Below are 22,077 nucleotides of genomic sequence, written 5' to 3'. Positions count from 1 at the left end.
ATGAGGGAAAAGCGAACGGGTTGGCAGCTGTACTGCCTGATCCCCCTGTTGTATCTGGGGCTGGCAACTGCCGTGGTAGCGGTGGTCAGCCGGAATGGGGGATATCCCACAGGTTCCGATACCATGTACCACATTTTTCGGGGAGATATGGTCTATCAGGCGCTGCGCAGGGGAGACCTCTGGAGCAGCTATACGCCGCTGTGGTACAACGGCGTGGAGATTTTGCGGTACTGGCCGCCCCTGCCCGCTTATTTTATGGCGCTTTGCCAGGCGGCCGCCGGAGGGGACCCCATGAACGGGTACCTGCTGTTTGTGGGGGCTGTCTGTTTTTTCGGCGCCCTGCCGTGGCTTTGGATCGGCGAACGCCTGGACCGTCCCCTGCTGGGCGGCTTCCTCGGCGGGCTGTGGTTCTTTCTGCCCAATAACCTGCGGGCAGTGTTTCAGGAGGGCAACCTTGCCCGTTCTCTCAGCATGATCTTTCTGCCCATTTTCCTGTACCTGATGGAAGAATACCTCCGCGGCAGGAATTGGAAGCTGGCGCCCGGCATGGTGCTGAGCTTTGTGCTCATGCTGCTGTGCCATCTGGGCTATGCCGGAATGCTGGCTCTGGCGGTTCTGCTGTTTTTGCTGGTAAATCGTATCTTCTGCGGAAAAACGTGGGGAGCGGGCGTGGTGATCCTTTCCATGGTGCTGGGCTTTCTGCTGACAGGCATTTGGTCGCTGGCGGCTTTGCGCGGAGGGATATCCAATATCGACAGCTCCGAAAGCATGGCGGGGTTCTTCCAGGATTTCCTGTTGACCTTAAACCCGGTGGAGCGCTTTTCCACTGGCAGCGGCTATTTCTATTTTGGTCTGGCAGCGTTTTTGCTGGCGCTCTTTGGCATTTTGGGCAGTGGGAAGCGGGAGCGCCCCGGCTTTGTTACAGCCGTTCTGCTCTGCTGCTTTACCGCCTCCTCCGCGTATTATGTGTTCCGTATGCTGCCCGGCGGACAGTATTTGTGGATGCTGCGTTTTATTTCCATCGCGTTGTGTCTGATCTTGCTCAGCTTCCTGTGGTGGAAGACCCTGAAGCTGCCGCTGGCGTTGGCGCTTTGCGTCCTGCTGGTGCTGGACGTCCTGCCCTCCGTTCCTCTCATGACTGACGCACAGAGTGGGGAGCTTGTAGAGGAGCGCATGGCAGGGCTTCAGGAAGCCACCCTGATCGACAAAGGGCAGGAGCTTACCACCCAAAGGCTGGCGCTACTGGACGAAAGCGCGCTGGAAGCCCGGGGAGCGTATCTGGTCTCAGACTGGGGAAACGGCGTGCCGGCTGCCTTTGGCGCCGGCTGGGAGGCTGCGGCGACCTCCTCCAATATCGTGCAGCTGAATAAGGCGTATTCCCAGGGGAAATTTCTCTATCTTTTTGACCGCTGCAAGGAATTGGGAAACGACACGGTGCTGATCTACGAGCGCCGCCTGCCCGCTGACCCGGCAGCTGTGGAAAAGCTGGACGCTGCGGCGGAACAGACGGGCTATGGGCTGTCTGCAAAAAGCCCGGGATATCGCCTGTACCATTTGGAAACGGGAGCGAAAAACTGGGGCACGAAAACCAAATATCCCGCCATCGCCATCGGTTCAGGCTCCGCTGCGCTGGCGCTGGATTTTCCCGCCATGAAGGAAACGGATTTCGATAACCTGAACGATTACACCTTTGAAGAATTGTCTCAATACCAGGTCGTTTATCTGGCGGGCTTTACCTATAATGACCGGGAAAGCGCGGAGGAGCTGGTGCTCCGCCTCAGTGAGGCGGGGGTGCGTGTCGTCATTTCCGCAGACGATATCCCCGAGGACAGAGCTGTGGACAGGCGCACCTTTTTGGGCGTGACATGTAACCCTATCACCTTTTCCAACGGGTATCCCGAGCTGGACACGGTGGACGGCGTTATCAACGCAGACCTGTTCCCTTCGGAGCATTCCACCTGGGATACCGTATTTTTGAACGGGCTGGACAACTGCTGGGGCAAGCTGTACGACAACGGGCTGGAAATGGAATTTTTCGGCACGGTGAAAAATGAAAATATCGTGTTCATCGGCATCAATCTCAGCCGGTTTTACGGCTTAACGGAAGACGCGGCGGTAGGGAAGCTGCTCAGCCGGGCAATGGAGCTTTCCTCTGACAGATTGCCGGAGCGCACCATCGTCCCGCTGGAGATTTCCCAAACATCTCACGAGATTTGCATTGATTCCCCGGAAGACGGGGTGAACACCTCCATTGCCTATCACGACAGCTTTGTGAGCGGGCAAAGTATTGAGGAATATAATCATCTGACCTATGTGGGCAAGGGAGAAACGGTGATTTCCATAAAATTCCCTTACCTGCTGCCGGGAGCTGCGCTCAGTATTTTAGGGCTTGCGCTGACCATTGCCTTTGTCCTTTTCCTGCGAGCCCGCAGCCGAAAAGCACAGGATCAGTCTGCCGGAGAGGAGGAAGCAGATGAGCGGAGCCATGAAATGCGGGATACTGATCCCGGCGTATAACCCGGACGAACGCCTGATTTCCCTGGCAAAAAAGCTGGAAGATTTTCAAATCATTGTCGTCAATGACGGCAGCGATGATCCAGAGCTGTTTTCCCGCCTCAGGAAAGTGACGGGCGTTACCGTGCTGACCCACCCGGAAAACAGGGGAAAGGGCGCCGCCCTGAAAACAGGGTTCCGTTATATGCTGGAAATGGGCTTTACCCACGCGGTCACTGCCGATGCAGATGGGCAGCACTCCCCGGAGGATATCCGGCGGATCGTGGAGATCACCATGACGCGCCCGGAGCAGTTGATCCTGGGGGTCAGGGAGCTTTCCCAAATGCCGCTGCGCTCCCGGGCGGGCAACCGGCTGACCTGCCTGCTGTTCCGAAGCATGTACGGGGTCAGCCTTACCGACACCCAAACCGGGCTGCGCGGGCTTCCCCTCAAAGAAGCCCTGCTTTCCCTTGCGGGGGAGCGGTACGAATACGAAACGGAGCTGCTCATTCACACCGGGGAGCTGTTCCCCGCGGGGATTTTCGAACTGCCTATCGCAACGATCTACAGTGAGCACAACGAGAGCTCTCACTTTCGACCGATCCAGGACGGGCTGCGGATCTACGCGATCCTGTTCCGCAGCCTGCCAAAATTCCTGCTGGTCTCCCTGCTGTCCTTTGGGCTGGATTATCTGTTGTTCCTGCTGCTGTATTACAGGGTGCTCCATGGGGCGGAGACCGCCACGGTTCTGGCAAGGCTGTGCAGCGGAAGCTTTAATTATCTCTGTAACAGCAGGCTGGTGTTTTCAGGGAAGGGAACCCGGTACACAGCTAAAAATTATCTTCTTCTTGCCTGCGGGCTGCTGCTGGCGAATGTGGCGCTGGCACACCTTTTTATCACCATACTGGGGCTTCCTGCGGCGGCAGTCAAGCTTTGTGTGGAGTGCACCCTGTATTTTGTCAGCTTTCTGGTGCAGAGCCGTCTGGCAAACCGCCGGACAGATCGAAAATGAATTTCGGAGATGGGAAAGGGGAAAACGGAAAATGCCGGAGCAAAAGAAAAAGCAGAAAATTTTGATCGCTGACGACTCTGAAATGAACCGGGAATTGCTGGTGGAAATGCTGCAGGACCAGTATGAGCTGCTGGAAGCGGAAAACGGGCGGCGGGCGGTGGAGCTCTTGACCGAGAAGCCGGGGGAGATATCCCTTGTGCTGCTGGACCTGCTCATGCCGGAAATGGACGGCTTTGAGGTGTTGGCTGAGATGAACCGCTGGCACTGGATCGAGGAAACGCCGGTGATCGTCATTTCGGCAGAGACAGCGCCCGCCTATATTGACCGTGCGTATGAATTTGGCGTGACTGATTTTATCACCCGTCCCTTTAACATGGCAGTGGTACATCACCGTGTGGAAAATGCGCTCCTGCTTTTTGCCAAGCAGAAGAAAATGACCGGCATCATTGCAGACCAGCTTTATAAAAATAAGCAGAACAGCCGCCTGATGATCTCCGTGCTGTCCCATATCGTGGAGTTTCGCAACGGTGAAAGCGGATTGCATGTGACCCATATCAACGTCATTACCTCCCTGCTGCTGCAGCAGCTGCGGCAGCGGGAAAAGAAGTACGGCGTCAGTGCGGAAGCCGCGGACCTGATCGCTACAGCTTCTTCCCTCCATGATATCGGGAAGATCGCCATTCCCGCCGAGATACTGAATAAGCCCGGTAAGCTGACTGATGAGGAATTTGCCGTAATGCGCACCCATTCCCTGCTGGGAGCGGAAATGCTGCGCAGCCTGCCGGAAAATCAGTGGGGCACTCCGCTGGTGCAGCTTGCCTATGAGATCTGCCGCTGGCACCACGAGCGGTATGACGGCAGCGGCTATCCTGATGGGCTGAAGGGAGACGGCATTCCCATTTCAGCTCAGGTGGTGTCCCTTGCGGACGTGTACGATGCGCTGACCAGCCAGCGCTGCTATAAGAAAGCATTTTCCCACGAAACGGCATTGGACATGATATTCAGCGGGCAGTGCGGCGCCTTTAATCCCGCTTTGCTGGATTGCCTCCGGGATATTGCTTCGGAGCTGCCGGAGGAACTGCTTGCCAATTCCGACCTTCAAAACGAGCAGGAGGACGCCCACCGGGTTGCCGAGGAGATGCACAGCTATGGTCTGATATCTTCTGAGCATGCTTTGGAAACGAATTTCCCGGAGCGGCAAAAAGAGGTATCCCCCCTGCTTCCCCATGATGCCGCCACACGTCTCGAAAAGCTGGAAAAGGCGATCCGGCAGGTGTCAAACGGCAGCTTGAACGTTACTTTGGAGCCGGAAAGGGACGACGAGATCGGGAAGCTGGTGACAGCGTTCCAAAGCATGGCGATAAATCTCCACAAAAACCTGAAAGAATTAAATGACCGCGCTTACCGGGACGGTCTGACCCTGGTAAAGAACCGCGCCGCCTATCAGCGGGATATCGATAAGCTGGACGAACAGATCAGGGCCGGGTCGGACTGCCGCTTTGCCGTGGCGGTCATGGACGTGAACTATCTGAAATATATCAACAATACCTACGGGCACGCAGTGGGAGATGAGTTGATCGTTCAGGGCTGTAAAACGGTTTGCCATGTTTTTGACCACAGCCCGGTGTACCGTATCGGCGGCGATGAGTTTGTGGTCATTATGAAAGATGACGATTACCTCCATCGGAAGGAATTGACGGAAAAGCTTCGGAAAAGCGCGGTGGAGGTGGATTGTCAGGACGGCACGGTGTTCCGTATGCCCATGTCTCTGGGGCTGTCAGACTATGACCCGGAAGCGGACCGCTGCTTCCGCGATGTGTTCAACCGGGCGGACGCCCTGATGTACCAGAACAAAATGAACATCAAAAGCGCGTATCCGCCGCCCGTTCCTGCGGGGAAAAATCCCCCGCAAGCCGATACAAACCCATAGGCTGTTTTTAAGAAGGAGGAAACAGAATGGAACTGAAAGAGTGCTATGCCGCCTTTGGCGGAAATTTTGACGAGGTTGTCGGCAGGCTGCCCTCGGAAAGTCTGGTAGAAAGGTTTTTGTTGAAATTCCCTGCCGACGGAAGCTTTCAGGGGCTTTGTGAAGCCTGGCAGGACCAGGACGCAGAAACCGCGTTTCGCATGGCGCACACGTTGAAGGGCGTCTGCCAGAACCTTGGCATTACACCGCTGGGGGAGGTTTCCGCCGCGCTGTGCGACCTGCTCCGGGGCGGCTCGATCCCGCCGGAAGCAGGGGAAATGCTGGAGAAGGTAAAAAAGGAGTACGGCAATACGCTTCAGGCGATAACCGCCTATCGGGCGGCTAAGGCAGAATAAAATCCACGGAGAAAGGAGGGTACAGCATGGACAGCAATCAGCTAAGGAAGAAAACAACGCGGTTCCTTATCATCAGCTTTGCATTTTTGGCGGTGTTCAGCGTGGTGGTATTCAGCCTGATGGGGATTTTTGTGAGCAGCAAGAGCACGGAAGCCCTGTACGAGTTGGGGGAGCTGTACATGACCGGCATGAGCGAACAGCTCTCCAACCATTTTGAAACCACCATTCACCAGCGTCTCCGTCAGATGGAGGGGCTCAAAATGGTGGTGCGCACAGAGGATATGAACGATGACGAGCTGTATGATGAACTGACCTACCGCGGCAGTGTGCGGGACTTTGACTACCTAGCTCTCTGTTCTGAAGAAGGCGAGTTTGAAATGGTATACGGCGATATGCTGACGGTCAAGAACCTGCCGCCGTTTCTGGAAGCGCTGAATAACGGGGAGAACCGGGTCGCGCTGGGGCGTGACACCGCGGGCAATGACGTGGTGCTGTTCGGGGTCAGCGCGTCCTATCCCATGAAGGACGGGAAAAACTGCACCGGGCTGGTGGCTGCCCTTCCTATCGGCTACATTACAGAGACCCTTTCTCTGGAAGAGGACAGGGAAGACACCCTGATCTACAGCCATATCATTCGCCCAGACGGTAGCTTTGTCATTCAAAATTGCAATATGGAAATGAGCAGTTTCTTTGAAAGCGTACAGGAACTTTATCAGGCGGACAGCGCCGGAGAGGCTTTCCCGGAGGTCATTCCGCAGGCGAGTGAGTTATATGCCGCGTTGAAAAACAGCAGCAAATTTTCCTCCCTGCTGGAGCTGGACGGGGAAAAGCGGCAGATCTACGGGGTAGCGCTGCCCGATTCCGAATGGTACCTTGTAATGGTCATGCCCTACGGCATGATGGATAAAGTAGTCAGCGACCTGACAAATCAGCGCACCTGGGGGACATTGGGCGCGTGTGCTGCTGTTTTAGTGGTGCTGATCGCTATTTTTATCCGTTATTTCTCTCTGTCAAAGATGCAGATACAGGAGCTGGAAAAGGCGCGCCATGAGGCGGTGCAGGCAACAAAGGCAAAAAGTGAATTTCTTTCTAACATGAGCCACGATATCCGCACTCCTATGAACGCCATTGTAGGCATGACAGCCATTGCCCAATCCCATTTGGAGGACCGGGAGCATGTGGAGAACTGCCTGAGAAAGATTTCCCTGTCCAGCAAGCACCTTTTGGGGCTGATAAACGACGTGCTGGATATGTCTAAAATCGAAAGCGGCAGGATGACCCTTGCCATTGACCGGGTATCGCTGAATGAGGTAATGGAAGAGATCGTCAGCATTACCCAGCCTCAGATCAGAACCAAAAAGCAAAGCTTCGATGTACATACCGACAATATCACTGCCGAATATGTGTATTGTGACGGCGTCCGTTTGAACCAGGTGCTGCTGAACCTGCTGTCCAACGCGGTAAAGTATACCCCGGAGGGAGGCTCTATCCTGCTGGCTCTGGCAGAAAAAGAATCCCCCAAGGGAGAAGGCTATGTGCGGCTGTGCCTGAAAGTGAAGGATAACGGTATCGGAATGTCGCCGGAATTTGTAAAACGGGTGTACGAATCCTACAGCCGTGCCGACAATGCGCGGGTGCATAAGACCGAGGGTGCCGGGCTGGGCATGGCGATCACCAAGTATATCATCGATGCCATGGGCGGTACGATAGAGGTGGAAAGCGAGCTGGACAAAGGCACAGAATTCCGTGTGACGCTGGACTTGGAGAAGGCGGAGGTTACGGAAATGGAAATGAAGATGCCGCCGTGGAGAATGCTGGTCGTGGACGATGACGAGACCCTGTGCCGCACCACCGCCAGCGCTCTGGAATCCATTGGCGTGCGCCCGGAATGGACCTTGAGCGGAGAATCTGCCATTGAAATGGCAGTGCAGCGCCATAATGCCGAGGACGATTACAAAATTATTCTGCTCGATTGGAAGCTTCCCGGCATGAGCGGCATACAGGTTGCCGCCGAGCTGCGTAGCCAGCTGGGAGACAGCATTCCGATCCTGCTGATTTCCGCCTATGATTGGAGCGAGTTTGAAACCGAAGCGAGAGAGGCGGGAATCAACGGGTTCCTCTCCAAACCCCTGTTCAAATCCACCTTGTACCACGGACTTAGCAGCTATATGGGCGTTTCGCAGGAGCCAAGTGTTTCCGAGGAGCCAAAGGTGCATATGGAGGGGCGGCGGGTGCTGCTTGCGGAGGACAATGAGCTGAACTGTGAGATCGCCAACGAGCTGCTCAAAGAGATCGGGATAGAAGCCGAATGGGCGGAAAATGGGCAGATATGCCTGAAAATGTTCCAGGGCTCTCTCCCGGGCTATTACGACGCGATCCTCATGGATATCCGAATGCCGGAAATGAACGGCTATGAAGCCACCAAAGCCATTCGCGCCCTGTCCCGTCCCGATGCACAGACCATTCCCATCATCGCCATGACGGCGGACGCTTTTTCCGAGGATATCCAGCAATGCCTTGACTGCGGCATGAACGCCCACATTGCCAAGCCGGTAAACCTTGCGGAGATCACCCGTCTGCTCAATAAATATTTCCAGTAAGTCTTTGAGAAAGCGCCTCCCTATCCGTCTTTTGGATAGAAGCGGGGCGCTTTTTTTGCGTTTGACATTTTTCGGAAAATGTCATAAAATATCCATGTTTGTGCAAAATCTGGAGAAAGGTGATTGGAAATCGTGGACAAAAGTACGCTCATGGAAAGAAAGATCGACTGCCACACGCACATTGTCAGCCCGGAGATACGGGAGGAATATTTCCGCCGCACGTCCGGGTACGCCCTGGTCATGCAGTTCCCGGAAAGCATACTGGCAAATGAGAAGTGCATTGAGACTGTAACGGGGGACAACCGCCTGTTCCTCAATGCCTGTATAGATTTGAAGGTCCCCATTCCACTCCAGCTGCACACCATAGAAGCCCATCTGGACGACTGGAAGGTAGTGGGTCTGAAAATATATTTGAGCTATCAGAGCGGGAAAGCAAGCGATAAGGCGCTGTATCCCATTTACGAATTTGCCGCCCGGCATGAGCTGACCGTGACCTTTCACACCGGGCTGTGCTCGCTGGTGCTGCCCTCCGACAACGATATCGAGGGTTCCGCCGCCAGGTACATCGCGAAAGCGGCGGAGGATTTCCCCACGGTGAATTTTGTCATCGCCCATATGGACGACCCGCGGTTCACGGAGTGTATCCGCATCGTGTCGGAGCACGACAATCTGTATACGGATTTTTCCGGCGCGTATGAAACCGGGACAAAAGAGGGGAACGATGTGGACGGCGCCATCAGAACCTTTGGGGACGCCATTCATTCCCAGCCCGGCACGGAGCGGAAAATCCTTTACGGTACGGACTTCTGCCCGCCCATCAACCTCGCCCAGCTGGACGAGTACGATTACAGTATCGAAAAGATTTTCCCGCCGGAAGTTTTTCCGCTGATTTATTACGAGAACTGTCTCCGGGCATTTCCCCGGCTGAAACGGTATCTGGAAGCCCAATAGGGCAGTCTGAGAAAGGATATGTATGAAGCATTTTTTGAAAACATTTACCCCTTATCAAATTATTTACCTTGCCGCTGTGTTCGTAATGACCGGCGCGTTCATCGTTTTTCTGCCCAACTACATTCTGGACGATACCAGCAATACCCTGGCGGTGGTCTGCTCTGTCATCGCAACATTGTCGAACCCGGTGTGCGAGCTGCTGATTTCCAAGCAGAGCAAATGGAACTTCCTTGTGGATATGTTTCTCATTGAGCTGCCGGAGCTGGTGCTCTGCCTTGCCATGGGCTGGTACACCATCGCCATCGTCACCATGGCGTTCTGGATCCCTATTGACGTGATAAGCTTCCTGCGGTGGAAGCACCACCCGGACGAGCAGGAGGAGGAGCTGACCGTGGTCAAGCGCCTCAGTATCAAGCAGGACATTCTGGTGGTGCTGGCGATCCTTGCCTTCGGCTTTGGCGTGGGCTCCCTGATCTCCCTGATCCCCGGCGCGGCGGATTCCTATTTGGACGCGCTGGCGGCGGCGTTCGGCATGGCGAACGGCATTCTGCTGCTGCTGCGCTACAATGAGCAGTGGTACGCGTGGTTCATCACATTGGTGCTGTACGCCGTGCTGTACATCATTTCCGGCACGTATATCATGCTGATCACCGTTGCCGCCATGCTGGTGAATACCTGCTACGGCTTCACCAAATGGGTGCTGTATATCAAACGCCACCCTGAGGGACATACGGCGGATAAAGGGGACGCGGAACATGGAAAAGCATAAAGGAAACTACAACCACACGAAATATGCCTGTTATATCGCTTATGTGTCCCAGGCGGTGGTGAACAATTTTGTTCCGCTGCTGTTTTTGACCTTTCAAAAAAGCTTTTCCATTTCCCTGAACCAGATCGCCGTGCTGGTGACGATAAATTTCGGCGTGCAGATGGCAGTGGACCTTTCCAGCTCTCTCTTTGTGGATAAGCTGGGATATCCGCTGTGTATCAAAGCCGCCCATCTTTTTGTGACGGGCGGTCTTGTAAGCCTGTGTTTCCTGCCCTCTCTGCTGCCGGACGCCTTTCTGGGCATCGTGCTGGCGGTGATCCTGTACGCCGTGGGCGGCGGGCTGCTGGAGGTGCTGGTCAGCCCCATTGTGGAAGCCTGCCCCACGGAGAAAAAGGAATCGGAAATGAGCCTGCTCCATTCCTTTTACTGCTGGGGGCATGTGCTGGTGATCGTGTGCAGCACCCTGTTTTTCGCCCTGTTCGGGCTGGAAAACTGGCGCGTGATGGCATGTATCTGGGCGCTGATCCCTCTGGGCAATTTCTTCTTTTTCTGCACGGTTCCCATTCCCTCGCCTGCGGCGGAGGGGAAGGGCATGAAGATCGGAGAGCTTGCGAAAACCGGCATATTCTGGAAGCTGTTTTTGATGATGCTCTGCGCCGGGGCTTCTGAGCAGGGCATGAGCCAGTGGGCGTCCGCCTTTGCGGAGGCTTCCCTCCACATTCCCAAAACAGCCGGGGACCTGCTGGGCCCCTGCGCCTTCGCCATCATGATGGGGCTTGCCCGTCTGTTTTTTGGCAAACAGGGGGAGAAGATCAGGCTGGAAAAATTCATGAATTTCTCCAGCCTGCTGTGCATTGCCAGCTATCTGCTGGCAGCGCTGTTCCATGTGCCGGCGCTGTGCCTGCTGGGCTGTATGCTGTGCGGGCTTTCCGTGGGTATCATGTGGCCCGGCACGTTCAGCATTGCGGCAAAAGGGCTGCAAAACGGCGGGACTGCCATGTTTGCCCTGCTGGCGCTGGCAGGGGATATCGGCTGCGCAGCAGGACCTGCTCTGGTAGGCAATGTGGCGGAATTTTCCGGCGGAAATTTGCAGACCGGGCTGCTGGCGGCGGTGATCTTCCCCGTCCTGCTCCTGTGCTGCAATTTGATTCGGAAAAGGAAGCCAACTTCTAAACAAGCTTAAAACACGCCCCGGACAACAGTCCGGGGCGTGTTTCCCAATAACTAATTTCTAACAACTGACAACTAAATACCCATTTCTTCCTTGACTTCCCGGAAGCACTGCACGGCGAAATCCAGGTCTTCCCTGGTGTGCCCTGCGGAAACCTGCGTGCGGATACGCGCCTTGCCCTGAGGGACCACGGGATAGCTGAAGCCCACGACATACACGCCCTTTTCCAGCATGCGGGAAGCAAATTCCCCAGCTACCTTGGCGTCGTACAGCATGACGGGAACAATGGGGTGGGTGCCGGGCAGCACGTCAAAACCCAGCTTGCCCAGCTGCTCCCGGAAATAGGCGGTGTTGGCGTGCACCTTGTCCCGCAGCTCCGTGGACGCCATCAGCAGCTCCAAAGTCTTCAGGCTGGCGGCGCAGACTGCCGGAGCCAGCGTGTTGGAGAACAGGTAGGGGCGGCTGCGCTGACGCAGCAGATCCACGATCTCCTGGCGGGCTGCGGTGTAGCCGCCGGAAGCGCCGCCCAGCGCCTTACCGAAGGTGCCGGTGATGATGTCCACCCGCCCCTGTACGCCGCAGTATTCCGGGGTGCCCCTGCCGGTGTCGCCCATGAACCCGGCGGCATGGCTGTCGTCCACCATGACCAGCGCGCCAAATTCCTCTGCCAGGTCGCATATCCCCTGCAAATTGGCAATGTAGCCGTCCATGGAGAACACGCCGTCGGTGGCGATAAGCATGACCTTACAGCCCGCTTCTTTGGCGGCTGTAAGCTGGGCGCGGAGGTCGTCCATGTCGTTGTTCTTATAGCGGAAGCGCTTTGCCTTGCACAGGCGCACGCCGTCAATGATGGAAGCGTGGTTCAGCTCGTCGGAAATCACCGCGTCCTCAGGACCTAAAAGGGTCTCGAACAAGCCGCCGTTGGCGTCGAAACAGGAGGAGTAAAGGATCACGTCGTCCATGCTCAAAAACTCTGCCAGCGTCTGCTCCAGCTGCTTGTGGACGGACTGCGTGCCGCAGATAAACCGCACGGAGGACAGCCCGAAGCCCCATTTGTCGTAGCTTTCCTTGGCGGCTTCGATCAGCGCCGGGTGGTTGCTCAGCCCCAGATAGTTGTTGGCGCACATATTGACCACCTGCTTTGCCTGGGTGGTGTCAATGCGGGATTTCTGGGGCGTGGTGATGACGCGCTCGTCCTTCCACGTGCCTGCCTGCCGAATGGCTTCCAGTTCGTTTCTGTATTTTTCCAGTGCCTGTTTCATGAAAATGACCTCCTGTGAATGAGTTGTTCGTTGTGGGTGGTTTGTTATGAGAAAGGGGGAAGAGAACAAGTAACCGCTAAACTCCCATTTATCTTTTTCTTTCGGTCGGGCTTATCATTTGCGGTTTTCGCTGGTCAGCTCCACGTGTGCCCCCGGTGCAGCCGGAATTTCACTTGCTCCAATCCAGAATGACCTTGCCGGACTTCCCGCTGTTCATGGCGGCAAAGCCCTCTTCAAACTGGGTGTAATGATAGCGGTGGGTGATGATGGGGGACAGGTCCAGACCGCCCTGCACCATGTAGGACATCTGGTGCCAGTTGTCCATCTTTCTCCCGTAAATGCCCTGCAGGGTCAACCCCTTGCAGATAATGCTGTTCATATCCATGGGGACGGGCTGGTTGGAAATGCCCAGCAGGCTGATCTTGCCGCCGTTGCGCATGACGGAGATCATCTGGGTCAGGGCGGCGCCGTTGCCGCTCATTTCCAAACCGATGTCAAAGCCCTCTACCAGCCCCTGCTTCGCCATGACTGTGGGCAGGTCCTCGTTCTGGATATTTACGGCTGCGTCCGCGCCCATTTTCTTTGCCAGCCCCAGGCGGTACTCGTTCACATCGGTGATGACCACCCGGCGGGCGCCGGCGTATTTGCAGATCCCTACGGCGATCATGCCGATGGGACCCGCGCCTGTGATGAGCACGTCCTCGCCCACCATATCCCACATCAGCGCGGTGTGGGTGGCATTGCCGAAAGCATCGAAGAACGCCACTACGTCCTCCGGCAGGCTTTCATCGATGATGATGACGTTGCTTTCCGGGATACAGACATATTCGGCAAAAGCGCCGTCCCGGTCCACGCCCACGCCCATGGTGTCGTGGCACCATTGGATATTGCCGGTGTGGCAGTTCCGGCAGCGCCCGCAGGTGATGTGCCCCTCGCCGCTGACCCGCTGCCCTACATGGAGCCCGGTAACGCCGTCGCCCAGCTTGGCGATCTCGCCCACGTATTCATGCCCGATGGTCATGGGCGGGCGAATGTGTTCCCGCGCCCAGGGGTCCCAGTTATAGATATGTACGTCCGTGCCGCAGATCGCGGTTTTGTGGATCTTGATGAGCACCTCGCCCGGTTTTGGCTCCGGAACGGGAACCTGCCGCAGCTCCAGCCCGGGTCCGGCGACAGGCTTTACCAAAGCGTCCATGAGTTGTGCCATAATTGTCCTCCCAATAAATACAGTTTTGCCGAATATTGGCGGTTTTGTGCTTTTTCTGAGGACAGTATAGTCCGCAAGTTCTGAAAAGTCAATAGTACAAATACAAAAACTTAGAAATGTCTTTATTGTGAGGACGGTTGTGTCTACCAAGGGGGAAAACGCAGAAAAGGACCTGTGTGTCCCCAGGGACATACAGGTCCTTTTGAAAACATTTGCTGTCTGCCGCATTGGTCACAGCTTTTCCATGCGTTTGAGCACGATGCCGGAGATCAGACCGATCAGCACGCCTGCTACCACGCCGCTGATGAGCAGCACAGGGAGGTAGTATACCAGTTCAGCTGTTTTGGTGACGAAGCATGCCACAATGATCTGTCCGATATTGTGGCACACGCCGCCTGTCACGCTGACGGTCACGCAGGAAAAGCGCCGGCTCTTTTTCAGCAGGATCATGACGGTCAGGCTCAGCACCGCACCCGCCACGCTGTACATCAGGCTCATCACGGAGCCAAACAGTACGCTTACCAGAAAAATGCGGACCAGGCTCACCGCTACTGCTTCCTTTTCGCCGATGCCGTACAGTACAAAAACAATGGCGACGTTGGGCAGCCCCAATTTAATGCCGGGGACAGCCACAAGGGGCGGGATCTGATGCTCGATGAAAGATAAGATCATCGCCAAAGATACGAATAGTGCCAGAGTAGTAAGTTTCGAGACCTTTTTCATCTTTTTCATTCCCTAAAACCTTTTTGAAGGAGGTCAGCATTTTGCGCTTCAGGAGTTCGACCTGATGGTTGCCGTGCAGTCACCCAACGATCTCCACAAAACTATCTCCGCCGGAAACCGTTACAGTCAGCTTATTGGGCAGACAGGTGATGGTTTCGCCTGTCCGGCTGACAGAACCCTGGTGGATACAATACTTGTCGGGGCAGTTGGCTTCCTCCATGCGGGCTTTCCCGTCTTCGATACGCAGCACATTGGTGCCGCCGTTCAATTCGTAAACACCCTCTGTGGAAAGGGAGTACCGCCCCTGCTCCTGACCGTCCACCCGGACGATGACCTCCGCGCCTTCCTCCCTGCCAAGCTGCAGGAAGAGGAACAGCACCAGCGCTACCAGCAGAATACCGCCGATCACGAGAAAATCACGGCGTTTCATGCTTTAATATGCCAGCAGCGCCAGCGCCATCATGCCGGCGCAGAGCAGGCAGACAGGCAGCCCGCGGAACGCCTTGGGCACGCTGGTTTCGTCGATCCGGCTGTGCAGCTTGGAGAACACGGTCATGGTCAGGGTGAAGCCAATGCCCACCGCCAAAGCGGTGAGGACAGCCTCGCCGTACGCCAGCTCCGTATTGTGGATGCACAGACCCAGTACGGCGCCGTTGATGGCAAATTTCATAAAGTCTACCTTGCAGTAGCTTTCCAGCTTTCTTTTGGCAAACACGTGGATCAGCTCCACCACCAGCAGCATGACGATGACAAACGCCATGGTGCGCAGGTAGGGGACGTCCTTCAGCAGATAGGTCTGCAGCGGCCAGGTGATTACGGTGCTCAGCACCATGACGATAGTGCTGCCCAAGCCTACTACCAGGGATTTCCTGGCGGAACGCTCGTTTTCGATCACTGCGCCCGTGCCCAGGAAATGCAGAAGGGCATAGTTGTTGGAAAGCAGCCCGGCAAGAAGAATCCCAAAAATCACATCAGCAGTCATCAGTCAGTTCCCTCCTTTTTTGTCGTTGCCTTATCGTGAATGGCGCGAATGGCGGCAAACACGATCGCCAGCACCAGATAGCCGCCGAACACGCCGGCGAGAGCGGAAACGCGATAATCCTGCAAAGCAGAAATGGTGACGCCCCAGATGCTGCCGTTGCCCAGGACCTCACGGATCAACGCGCAGACCACCATAATAACGGTGAACAGCAGGCCGGTTTCCAGGGCGGTCTTAATGGTGATCCCCTCGGTATGGCTGCCCGCCACGTCCTCCGCGTTGCGGTAGGGGACGGCGCTGACTGCCAGGGCAGCCAGATGGACGCCAAGCATATTGACCACATTGGGGAAATATGCCTGCATCAGCATATCAATGAGGGAAACGAACCCGGTGATGATCAAGATGTAAATGGGAAGATGAGCCTTTGCAGGGATCAGCTTCCGAAGCCCGGAAATGACGGCGGCGCTGAAAAACAGGGCAAGCAGAACCGCCGCGCCCATGCCCAGAGCAGCCCGCAGGTCCGCGCTGGAAGCCATGACAAAGCCTACGCCCAGGGGCAGCAGGTAAGCGGCTTCTTTATTGGAAATGCTGGTTTGTTTGGTCTCTTTCAAGATTCTACACCTCCGTTTTGTACTGCCGGGAAGGCTGCAAACACATCGTTTACCGCCTGCTGCATGGCATGAGACGTCATGGTAGCACCGGCGATCAGGGCATTGTCGCCCGTCCAGGTATCCTGGGTCAGCCCGGTAAAGGACTCCTTGTAGGCGGGCTGGTCTACGGTGTCGTCCACATTGAAGTATTCTTCATCGAAGAACAGCTTTTTCGCATCTGTCTTGACAATAGCGCCGGAAGCGTCCAGTACCACATAAATGTCCATGATCTGGTAGCCGTACCCTCTGGCGGCAAAGCCGTAATAGGTGTCTTCGCCCACCTGGAAGGAATCGGCAGCTACCAGCGAACCGAAAGTATCCACCGCCAGAGGCTGCATATTGGCAGCGCCCTCCATCATCTTTTCAAAGCGGGCGACAGCCGGCTCGTCATAATCATGGCTCTGGTTGGCGTCGGCATGAGCCTTGGCTTCCTCTACCAGGGCGGCATGGTCGGCGGTAACGTCGTTGCCCTCCACGTCGAAGACCTTGGCTGCGCCAAAGGCATTGACGGCGACCAGCAGGGTGGAATCCCCCTCGGTCATGATGTAGGCAAAGCCGGAATCGTTCAGCGCCTTGACGCCGCTGAGCATATTGCCGGAAGCCTCGATCTCCTCGGTCTGCAGCATCCCGTCGCTTGCCATGCCGGGGAAGACAGTGGGCAGCAGTTCCATCAGCAGCTGGTCGTCGCTCTTGACGCCCTCGGCGATGAGGGAGTTGGAGATCAGGGCGTTCAGCGCCTCGGAAACGGCGTTGCGGAACGCGGTGGAGGAGTAGGTGGTGCCTGCTACCGTGCCCACGTCGGCAAGAGCGGAATCCTTGCCCACGTAGGTGGAAAGGTACTCCGGGTCCTTGGCGCGGAAGTCAAAGCTTTCCGTGTCGTTATATTCGTCGATCTGCACGTTGTAGATCTTTCCGTCAGCGGAAACGCCCAGCGAGATCTGCATGGGAGCGGAGGAATAGGTGGAGGTCGCGGTCACATGGACGGCATAGCCTGCGCCGCTCGCCTCCTGATAGATAGCGGTGACGGATTCGGGAATATCGGTCAGGGTGGAGTTTTCCGGCGCCGCCGCGTCATAGATCATTGCGTCTGCGGCAAAGGAAGCGCCTTCCGGCATCACTGCCAGCAGCGGACCAAAGGTGGCGCTGGCGTTGTTGGCTTCGATCAGGGGAGCGGTGTGGATATTCAGCCCGAACATGGCGGCGCCGAATACCACTACAACTGCCAGCAAAATGACGATAGACTTTACAAGGTCGGTACGTTTCATTATTTAATACCTCCCAACGTCTTTTTGGTAGTCCAGGTCTCAATAAAGGGGGTGAAAAGGTTCATGGTGAGAATGGAAATGGAAACGCCCTCGGGATAAGAGCCGAACTGGCGAATGGCAAAGGTCAGCAGACCGCAGCCAATGCAGAAGATCACTCTGCCCAGCCCGGTGTCGGGGGTGGTAACATAGTCGGTCGCCATGAAGACGGCGCCAAGGATCAAGCCGCCCGCCAGCACCTGTGCCAGCGCGTATGTAGCGTCCCCGGTGAACACCAGATAGCACAGGAACACGGTGGCGACAAAGGAAACGGGCACATACCATTTGATGACCCGGCGGACCACCAGATAAAGGAACCCGACCAGCAGGGCTACGGCACAGGTCTCACCGATAGCGCCGCCGTGGACGCCGAGGAACAGGTCCATCATGGAGGGGGCGGTTTCCAGCCCTTCCACACCCTTGTTCAGCTCAGCCAAAGGCGTAGCGGTAGCTTCCAGCTCCACAAGGGTGGGCATTGCGCCGCCGCCTACCGCGCCGAAGGTCAGCAGCATAAATACACGGGCGGCAATGGCGGGGTTCACAATGTTCTTGCCCAGACCGCCGAACAGCCCCTTCACCACCACGATGGCGAAAACAGAGCCCAGCGCGCACTGCCACAGCGGCACGTTGGTGCTCAGGTTCAGGGCGAGCAGCAGCCCGGTGACCACCGCGCTGAAATCAAAAACAGTCTGTTTTTTGTGGACGCAGAGGTTAAAAAGGACTTCCGCCAGCACGGCGCTGGCGATACAGGTCAGAATGATCAGCAGCGCCTGCAGACCAAAGAGCACCACCGCAGCGATGGCGGCGGGCACAAGGGCGATCACCACGTCCAGCATGATATTGCTGGTGGAAATGCTGCTGTAGATATGAGGAGCGGCGGAAATATGAAGGTCTTTCATCACTGATTTCCTCCTTCTTTTTCTTTTTGAGCAGCGGCATACTGCTTCAGCCACCATTTCGCTTCCTGGTTATTTGCCAGCAGGGGACGGCGGGCGGGGCAGATGTAGGAGCAGCAGCCACAGTCCACACACTGGCGCACGCCGGTGGCGATCAGGGCTTTCTCCCGCTTGCTTTCGTCTTCCAGCTTCATGGCGTCGTCCACAGCGGCGACATTGATGTTGATGGGGCACTTTTCAATACATCTGCCGCAGTGAATGCAGGCAGTGGGGGTGGGCAGAACACTGTGCTTCTCATCAAAGACCAGGACAGCGTTTGCCACCTTGACAATGGGGTCCTCCGCAGAGCAGGTCGCCGTGCCGTTCATGGGACCGCCGATGACGATCTTGCCCGGCTCGGACGAAAGGCTGACCTGCTCCAGCAGGTAGCTGATCCGGGTGCCGATAGGGGCGATCAGGTTCTTGGGTTCCTTCACCGCGGGACCGTCCACCGTGACGATGCGCTCCACAAGGGGCATGCCGGTGGAGATATATTCCGCCATTTTGGCGAAAGAGGACACGTTGATGATGACCGCGTGGAAGTAGGGGAAACGCTTGCCCGCAATGGCGACCCTGCCGGTGGCGTTGTACAGCGTGACCTGCTTTGCACCCTGGGGATAGATGGCTTCCAGCTCATGGACCACCACGTAATCCTTGCCGGCAAAGGCTTCCTTCAGCTTGGCAATGGCGTCCGGCTTGTTCTTTTCCACACAGATCATGAAGCGGGCGTCCTTCAGGAACTCGTTCATATACGTTCTCAGATATTCCACGCCCTGAACGATCAGATCGGTATGGTCCAGCATCATGCGGTGGTCGCTGGTGATGTAGGGCTCGCACTCCGCTGCGTTGACCAGCACGGTGTCCACCGTATACTGCCCGCTGCACATTTCGTTGAACTTTGCCCAGGTGGGGAAGGCGGCGCCGCCCAGACCCACCAGACCGCTTTCCCGCAGCGCCTGCAGGAACTCATCGCAGTTGTGGATCTCAGGGGGTTTCAGGTTTGGGTCAGCTTCCATTTTGCCGTCGCTTTCAATGCGAATGGTGACCGTTTCCTTGCCGGAGGGCGTCTTCATGGTGCCGATCTCCGCCACCGTGCCGGAAACACTGGCATGGACGGGGGAAGAAAACCTCCCTTCCTCTCTTGCGACGAGCGTCCCCACGTAGACATGGTCGCCTACTTTTACAACAGGCTCGGCGTCGTGCCCGGAGTGCATATTCATGGGAAGGATCACTTCGGACGGTGTGGGAATGCGTACCGGGACGCACCCTGCCGTGTGCTTGTTGTGAGGGACGTGCAAAGACGAAATATTTTTTCGTTTCAGCATTCTTTCTCTCCTCATTTCTTTTCGTTGTTTTTGTATTCTATGGGATGAATGCCGGAGGTGTACTGCTGTGTGCCGTCCAGCGAGATCCAGACGGCCTCCACAGTATCTTCCAGCGAATTCACTAATTCCAGCCCGTCCTCGTAGCTCATACAGAACAGGGCGGTAGAAAGGGCGTCCGCCAGCCCGCTGTCTTTGGTGATGACGGAAACGGAAGCAAAATGATCCGCCGGCATCAGGGTATCCTCGTCAATGATGTGGTGGTACCGGGTGCCGTCCACCGTAAAGAACCGCTCGTAAATGCCGGAGGTGACGCAGGAAGTGTCCGCAAGCTCTACATACATGGCGTACTGGCTCTCATGATGGAAGGGGTCCTTGATCCCGGTGACCCAGCTGCCGCCATCCGGCTTGTGACCGATGATGCGGATATTGCCGCCGATATTGAGCACATAGCTTTCTGCGTCCCGCTCTTCCAGGACTTTGGCTGCCTGCTCTGCGGCGTAGCCTTTTCCCAGGGCGCCCACATCGATCCTGGCGTCGGCGTCGGAAATGCGCACGGTGCAGTTTTGCTCGTCAATTTCCAACAGGGAAATGTCCGTGTGCTTCTCCGCCTCCCGAAGCTTGTCCATGTCGGGAATGGAAGCCGTTTCCGGGTTTTCCGAGGCGGCGGTGCGGCAATCGTGCCACGGAACCAGCACCGCGCCCAGCATCACGTTCATCTTCCCCCTGGTCAGTGTATGCAGTTCTTTGGCGTAAACAAGGAAATCTATGAGCTTTTTGTCCACTGTCAGCGGTTCTTTTCCCGCCTGCTTATTTACCGTACACAGATTAGTAATGCCCGCGTATTCGTGATAAATGTCAAAGAGCCGATGGTATTCGTCCAAAACCTCAGCAGCGGCTTTTGTGTTCTCATCAAAGGACTTTTTGGAGTCCCCCGCGTAGCTGTAAATAAAGGAAACGGTGTCAAAATAATTGTAATATGCCTTGCCAACAGGCTCTGTCTTTTCTGCAACAACAGGGCACCCCGTCAAAAAGACGGAGAGCCCCATTGCCATACACAGGCAGAGAAGACTTTTCAAAAGTCCGCTTTTTGGAAGCTTCCTTTTATCAAGTTTCACGCCATTCATTTCTGTTTTTACTTAGCGGGCGTTCTTTGCAGCCTTTGCAGAGGTGTCCTTCATGGAAGTGATCTGCATGGAGCAGCCGGCAGACAGCAGGTCCTTATCGGCAGCGATCTGATGGCCGTTGGCGTCCTGAGTTTCCAGGGCGGAAACCTCATCGGCAGTCTTGCCTACGATGAACTTGGAGAATGCCTCGGACTGCTCGAACCACTCCTTCATCACGCCGTCGCCGTCGTTATCGACTTTGCCTTCCATACCGTACTCGCTCTTCAGGTTACGCTTGGTATCCTTGTATTCCGTGCTGACGATAGCGCCGTTGGCGTCAATGGTGATCTTGGGCTGCACAGCGTCGTTCAGAGCGGCAACGATCTTGCCGTCGGAAACAACAGCAGCGGAGAAATCGGTGTACATGGCAACCAGACCGTCCTCATCGGCGGTGGCAGCGGTGGAATCAGCAGCAGAGGTGTTTGCCGCAACGCCCAGAGTGAACTCGCCAGCCTTGAAGGACATGCCCTGCTCGTCGTTGCAGGCAGCGGCAACAGCCTTCATGAAATCGGTGATCTGCATGGAACAGCCAGCCTTCAGCAAATCCTCGGCAACAGCAATCTGTTCACCGTTAACTTCCTGCGTTTCAAAAGCCTTGACTTCATCGGCGGTCTTGCCCACCACATACTCTTCAAACGCCTTTGCCTGAGCGTCCCACTCCAGCATAACACCGTCGCCGTTGTTATCGACTTTGCCTTCCATGCCATAGCGGCTGCCCAGCTCCATCTTGGTCTCAAAGGTAGCGGCAGTGTCTACAGCGCCGCCGGTAACGTCCATTTTGCTCTGTGCCACGTCGATCCGGCAGGAAACGATCTTGCCGTCCTTATCGGTGACAACAGCAGCCACGGTAGCGTCGACCTGAGCATTGTTCTCAGCGGAGCTGTCCATGTTCAGCGCCACGCCCATACCGAGCTTGTACTCAGACCCGTTTGCTCCGCCGGAGCATGCTGCCATAACAGCCAGCATGCAGATGCAAAGAACGATTGCGAAAACCTTCTTCATTTTGAACCAACGTCCCTTCTGATAAATAATGTAATAGATATTTTGAGAGCGATTTGCGCTCACGCATGATTATACCCTAAGTGTACCCAAAATGCAAGGTTATTTTTTTGACAAAGAGAGACATGGAAAAAGATGGTTTTTTGGGCTGTATGCCGTCAAAGTGAAAAAAAGGAAGGACGGCAGCGGTTCCTGTCGTCCTTTTAGTATTTTTT

19 protein-coding genes are annotated in these 22,077 nt (G+C 55.9%); 8 read left to right on the top strand and 11 right to left on the bottom strand.

The window, feature by feature from the left end:
* The 8 genes from AB8996_RS07680 to AB8996_RS07645 all read left to right on the top strand — a co-directional run bounded on the left by AB8996_RS07680 (position 1) and on the right by AB8996_RS07645 (position 11,330).
* Entirely contained in the window at positions 1–2,517 is a 2,517-nt protein-coding gene (locus AB8996_RS07680) for a 6-pyruvoyl-tetrahydropterin synthase-related protein (RefSeq protein ID WP_369298390.1), read from the top strand.
* The gene (locus AB8996_RS07675; protein ID WP_369298389.1) at positions 2,474–3,505 is read left to right on the top strand and encodes a glycosyltransferase; all 1,032 of its coding nucleotides are present in this window, start codon (positions 2,474–2,476) and stop codon (positions 3,503–3,505) included. Before AB8996_RS07680 ends, AB8996_RS07675 begins: the two co-directional genes overlap by 44 nt.
* Before the next feature lie 31 nt (positions 3,506–3,536).
* Positions 3,537–5,435 (top strand): HD domain-containing phosphohydrolase, encoded by a 1,899-nt coding sequence (locus AB8996_RS07670; RefSeq protein ID WP_369298388.1) that lies wholly within the window; start codon positions 3,537–3,539, stop codon positions 5,433–5,435.
* 26 nt (positions 5,436–5,461) lie between these two features.
* Positions 5,462–5,827: an Hpt domain-containing protein gene (locus AB8996_RS07665; protein WP_369298387.1), complete on the top strand. Its 366-nt coding sequence runs from the start codon at positions 5,462–5,464 to the stop codon at positions 5,825–5,827.
* Positions 5,828–5,853: 26 nt separating this feature from the next.
* Complete coding sequence (locus AB8996_RS07660) at positions 5,854–8,427, top strand: response regulator (protein WP_369298386.1); 2,574 nt, start codon at positions 5,854–5,856, stop codon at positions 8,425–8,427.
* Positions 8,428–8,559: 132 nt separating this feature from the next.
* Positions 8,560–9,378, top strand: coding sequence for an amidohydrolase family protein (locus AB8996_RS07655; protein ID WP_369298385.1), 819 nt, complete (start codon positions 8,560–8,562; stop codon positions 9,376–9,378).
* A 22-nt stretch (positions 9,379–9,400) separates the two neighbouring features.
* On the top strand, positions 9,401–10,147 hold the full coding sequence (gene pnuC / locus AB8996_RS07650; RefSeq protein WP_369298384.1) for a nicotinamide riboside transporter PnuC: 747 nt from the start codon (positions 9,401–9,403) through the stop codon (positions 10,145–10,147).
* On the top strand, positions 10,134–11,330 hold the full coding sequence (locus AB8996_RS07645) for a sugar MFS transporter (protein WP_369298383.1): 1,197 nt from the start codon (positions 10,134–10,136) through the stop codon (positions 11,328–11,330). The genes pnuC and AB8996_RS07645 overlap by 14 nt, the downstream gene beginning before the upstream one ends.
* 62 nt (positions 11,331–11,392) lie before the next feature.
* Here the strand turns inward: AB8996_RS07645 and AB8996_RS07640 are convergent, their stop codons facing one another.
* From AB8996_RS07640 to AB8996_RS07590, 11 genes are all read right to left on the bottom strand, one after another.
* Positions 11,393–12,580 carry a glycine C-acetyltransferase gene (locus tag AB8996_RS07640; RefSeq protein WP_369298382.1) on the bottom strand — a complete coding sequence of 396 codons (1,188 nt, stop codon included), beginning with the start codon at positions 12,578–12,580 and terminating at the stop codon, positions 11,393–11,395.
* Between the two features lie 169 nt (positions 12,581–12,749).
* Positions 12,750–13,787, bottom strand: coding sequence for an L-threonine 3-dehydrogenase (gene tdh, locus AB8996_RS07635; RefSeq protein WP_369298381.1), 1,038 nt, complete (start codon positions 13,785–13,787; stop codon positions 12,750–12,752).
* 231 nt (positions 13,788–14,018) lie between these two features.
* The gene (locus tag AB8996_RS07630; protein ID WP_369298380.1) at positions 14,019–14,519 is read right to left on the bottom strand and encodes a Gx transporter family protein; all 501 of its coding nucleotides are present in this window, start codon (positions 14,517–14,519) and stop codon (positions 14,019–14,021) included.
* Between the two features lie 70 nt (positions 14,520–14,589).
* On the bottom strand, positions 14,590–14,940 hold the full coding sequence (locus AB8996_RS07625) for a NusG domain II-containing protein (protein ID WP_369298379.1): 351 nt from the start codon (positions 14,938–14,940) through the stop codon (positions 14,590–14,592).
* Positions 14,941–14,943: 3 nt separating this feature from the next.
* Positions 14,944–15,492, bottom strand: coding sequence for an Rnf-Nqr domain containing protein (locus tag AB8996_RS07620; RefSeq protein ID WP_369298378.1), 549 nt, complete (start codon positions 15,490–15,492; stop codon positions 14,944–14,946).
* On the bottom strand, positions 15,492–16,100 hold the full coding sequence (locus AB8996_RS07615) for an Rnf-Nqr domain containing protein (protein ID WP_369298377.1): 609 nt from the start codon (positions 16,098–16,100) through the stop codon (positions 15,492–15,494). Before AB8996_RS07615 ends, AB8996_RS07620 begins: the two co-directional genes overlap by 1 nt.
* Complete coding sequence (locus tag AB8996_RS07610; protein WP_369298376.1) at positions 16,097–17,404, bottom strand: FMN-binding protein; 1,308 nt, start codon at positions 17,402–17,404, stop codon at positions 16,097–16,099. The genes AB8996_RS07615 and AB8996_RS07610 overlap by 4 nt, the downstream gene beginning before the upstream one ends.
* Entirely contained in the window at positions 17,404–18,339 is a 936-nt protein-coding gene (locus tag AB8996_RS07605; protein WP_369298375.1) for an RnfABCDGE type electron transport complex subunit D, read from the bottom strand. Before AB8996_RS07605 ends, AB8996_RS07610 begins: the two co-directional genes overlap by 1 nt.
* The gene (locus AB8996_RS07600; RefSeq protein ID WP_369298374.1) at positions 18,339–19,700 is read right to left on the bottom strand and encodes an RnfABCDGE type electron transport complex subunit C; all 1,362 of its coding nucleotides are present in this window, start codon (positions 19,698–19,700) and stop codon (positions 18,339–18,341) included. The genes AB8996_RS07605 and AB8996_RS07600 overlap by 1 nt, the downstream gene beginning before the upstream one ends.
* A gap of 11 nt (positions 19,701–19,711) precedes the next feature.
* Positions 19,712–20,752 (bottom strand): FAD:protein FMN transferase, encoded by a 1,041-nt coding sequence (locus AB8996_RS07595; protein WP_369298373.1) that lies wholly within the window; start codon positions 20,750–20,752, stop codon positions 19,712–19,714.
* An 84-nt stretch (positions 20,753–20,836) separates the two neighbouring features.
* Positions 20,837–21,865 (bottom strand): hypothetical protein, encoded by a 1,029-nt coding sequence (locus AB8996_RS07590; protein WP_369298372.1) that lies wholly within the window; start codon positions 21,863–21,865, stop codon positions 20,837–20,839.
* Between the last annotated feature and the right edge of the window lie 212 nt (positions 21,866–22,077).

The sequence above is a fragment of the uncultured Neglectibacter sp. genome (assembly GCA_937958185.1).
GTDB lineage: Bacteria > Bacillota > Clostridia > Oscillospirales > Acutalibacteraceae > Acutalibacter.
Note: the sequence above shows the minus strand (reverse complement) of the source record. Positions and strands in the feature narration are given on the sequence as shown.

What these genes read in the sequence shown, in the direction of transcription:
- AB8996_RS07680 (WP_369298390.1), top strand. Translation starts at nt 1, where the DNA reads ATGAGGGAAAAGCGAACGGGTTGGCAGCTGTACTGCCTGATCCCCCTG.
- AB8996_RS07675 (WP_369298389.1), top strand. Translation starts at nt 2,474, where the DNA reads ATGAGCGGAGCCATGAAATGCGGGATACTGATCCCGGCGTATAACCCG.
- AB8996_RS07670 (WP_369298388.1), top strand. Translation starts at nt 3,537, where the DNA reads ATGCCGGAGCAAAAGAAAAAGCAGAAAATTTTGATCGCTGACGACTCT.
- AB8996_RS07665 (WP_369298387.1), top strand. Translation starts at nt 5,462, where the DNA reads ATGGAACTGAAAGAGTGCTATGCCGCCTTTGGCGGAAATTTTGACGAG.
- AB8996_RS07660 (WP_369298386.1), top strand. Translation starts at nt 5,854, where the DNA reads ATGGACAGCAATCAGCTAAGGAAGAAAACAACGCGGTTCCTTATCATC.
- pnuC (WP_369298384.1), top strand. Translation starts at nt 9,401, where the DNA reads ATGAAGCATTTTTTGAAAACATTTACCCCTTATCAAATTATTTACCTT.
- AB8996_RS07645 (WP_369298383.1), top strand. Translation starts at nt 10,134, where the DNA reads ATGGAAAAGCATAAAGGAAACTACAACCACACGAAATATGCCTGTTAT.
- AB8996_RS07640 (WP_369298382.1), bottom strand. Translation starts at nt 12,580, where the DNA reads ATGAAACAGGCACTGGAAAAATACAGAAACGAACTGGAAGCCATTCGG.
- tdh (WP_369298381.1), bottom strand. Translation starts at nt 13,787, where the DNA reads ATGGCACAACTCATGGACGCTTTGGTAAAGCCTGTCGCCGGACCCGGG.
- AB8996_RS07630 (WP_369298380.1), bottom strand. Translation starts at nt 14,519, where the DNA reads ATGAAAAAGATGAAAAAGGTCTCGAAACTTACTACTCTGGCACTATTC.
- AB8996_RS07625 (WP_369298379.1), bottom strand. Translation starts at nt 14,940, where the DNA reads ATGAAACGCCGTGATTTTCTCGTGATCGGCGGTATTCTGCTGGTAGCG.
- AB8996_RS07620 (WP_369298378.1), bottom strand. Translation starts at nt 15,492, where the DNA reads ATGACTGCTGATGTGATTTTTGGGATTCTTCTTGCCGGGCTGCTTTCC.
- AB8996_RS07610 (WP_369298376.1), bottom strand. Translation starts at nt 17,404, where the DNA reads ATGAAACGTACCGACCTTGTAAAGTCTATCGTCATTTTGCTGGCAGTT.
- AB8996_RS07605 (WP_369298375.1), bottom strand. Translation starts at nt 18,339, where the DNA reads ATGAAAGACCTTCATATTTCCGCCGCTCCTCATATCTACAGCAGCATT.
- AB8996_RS07600 (WP_369298374.1), bottom strand. Translation starts at nt 19,700, where the DNA reads ATGCTGAAACGAAAAAATATTTCGTCTTTGCACGTCCCTCACAACAAG.
- AB8996_RS07595 (WP_369298373.1), bottom strand. Translation starts at nt 20,752, where the DNA reads ATGGCAATGGGGCTCTCCGTCTTTTTGACGGGGTGCCCTGTTGTTGCA.
- AB8996_RS07590 (WP_369298372.1), bottom strand. Translation starts at nt 21,865, where the DNA reads ATGAAGAAGGTTTTCGCAATCGTTCTTTGCATCTGCATGCTGGCTGTT.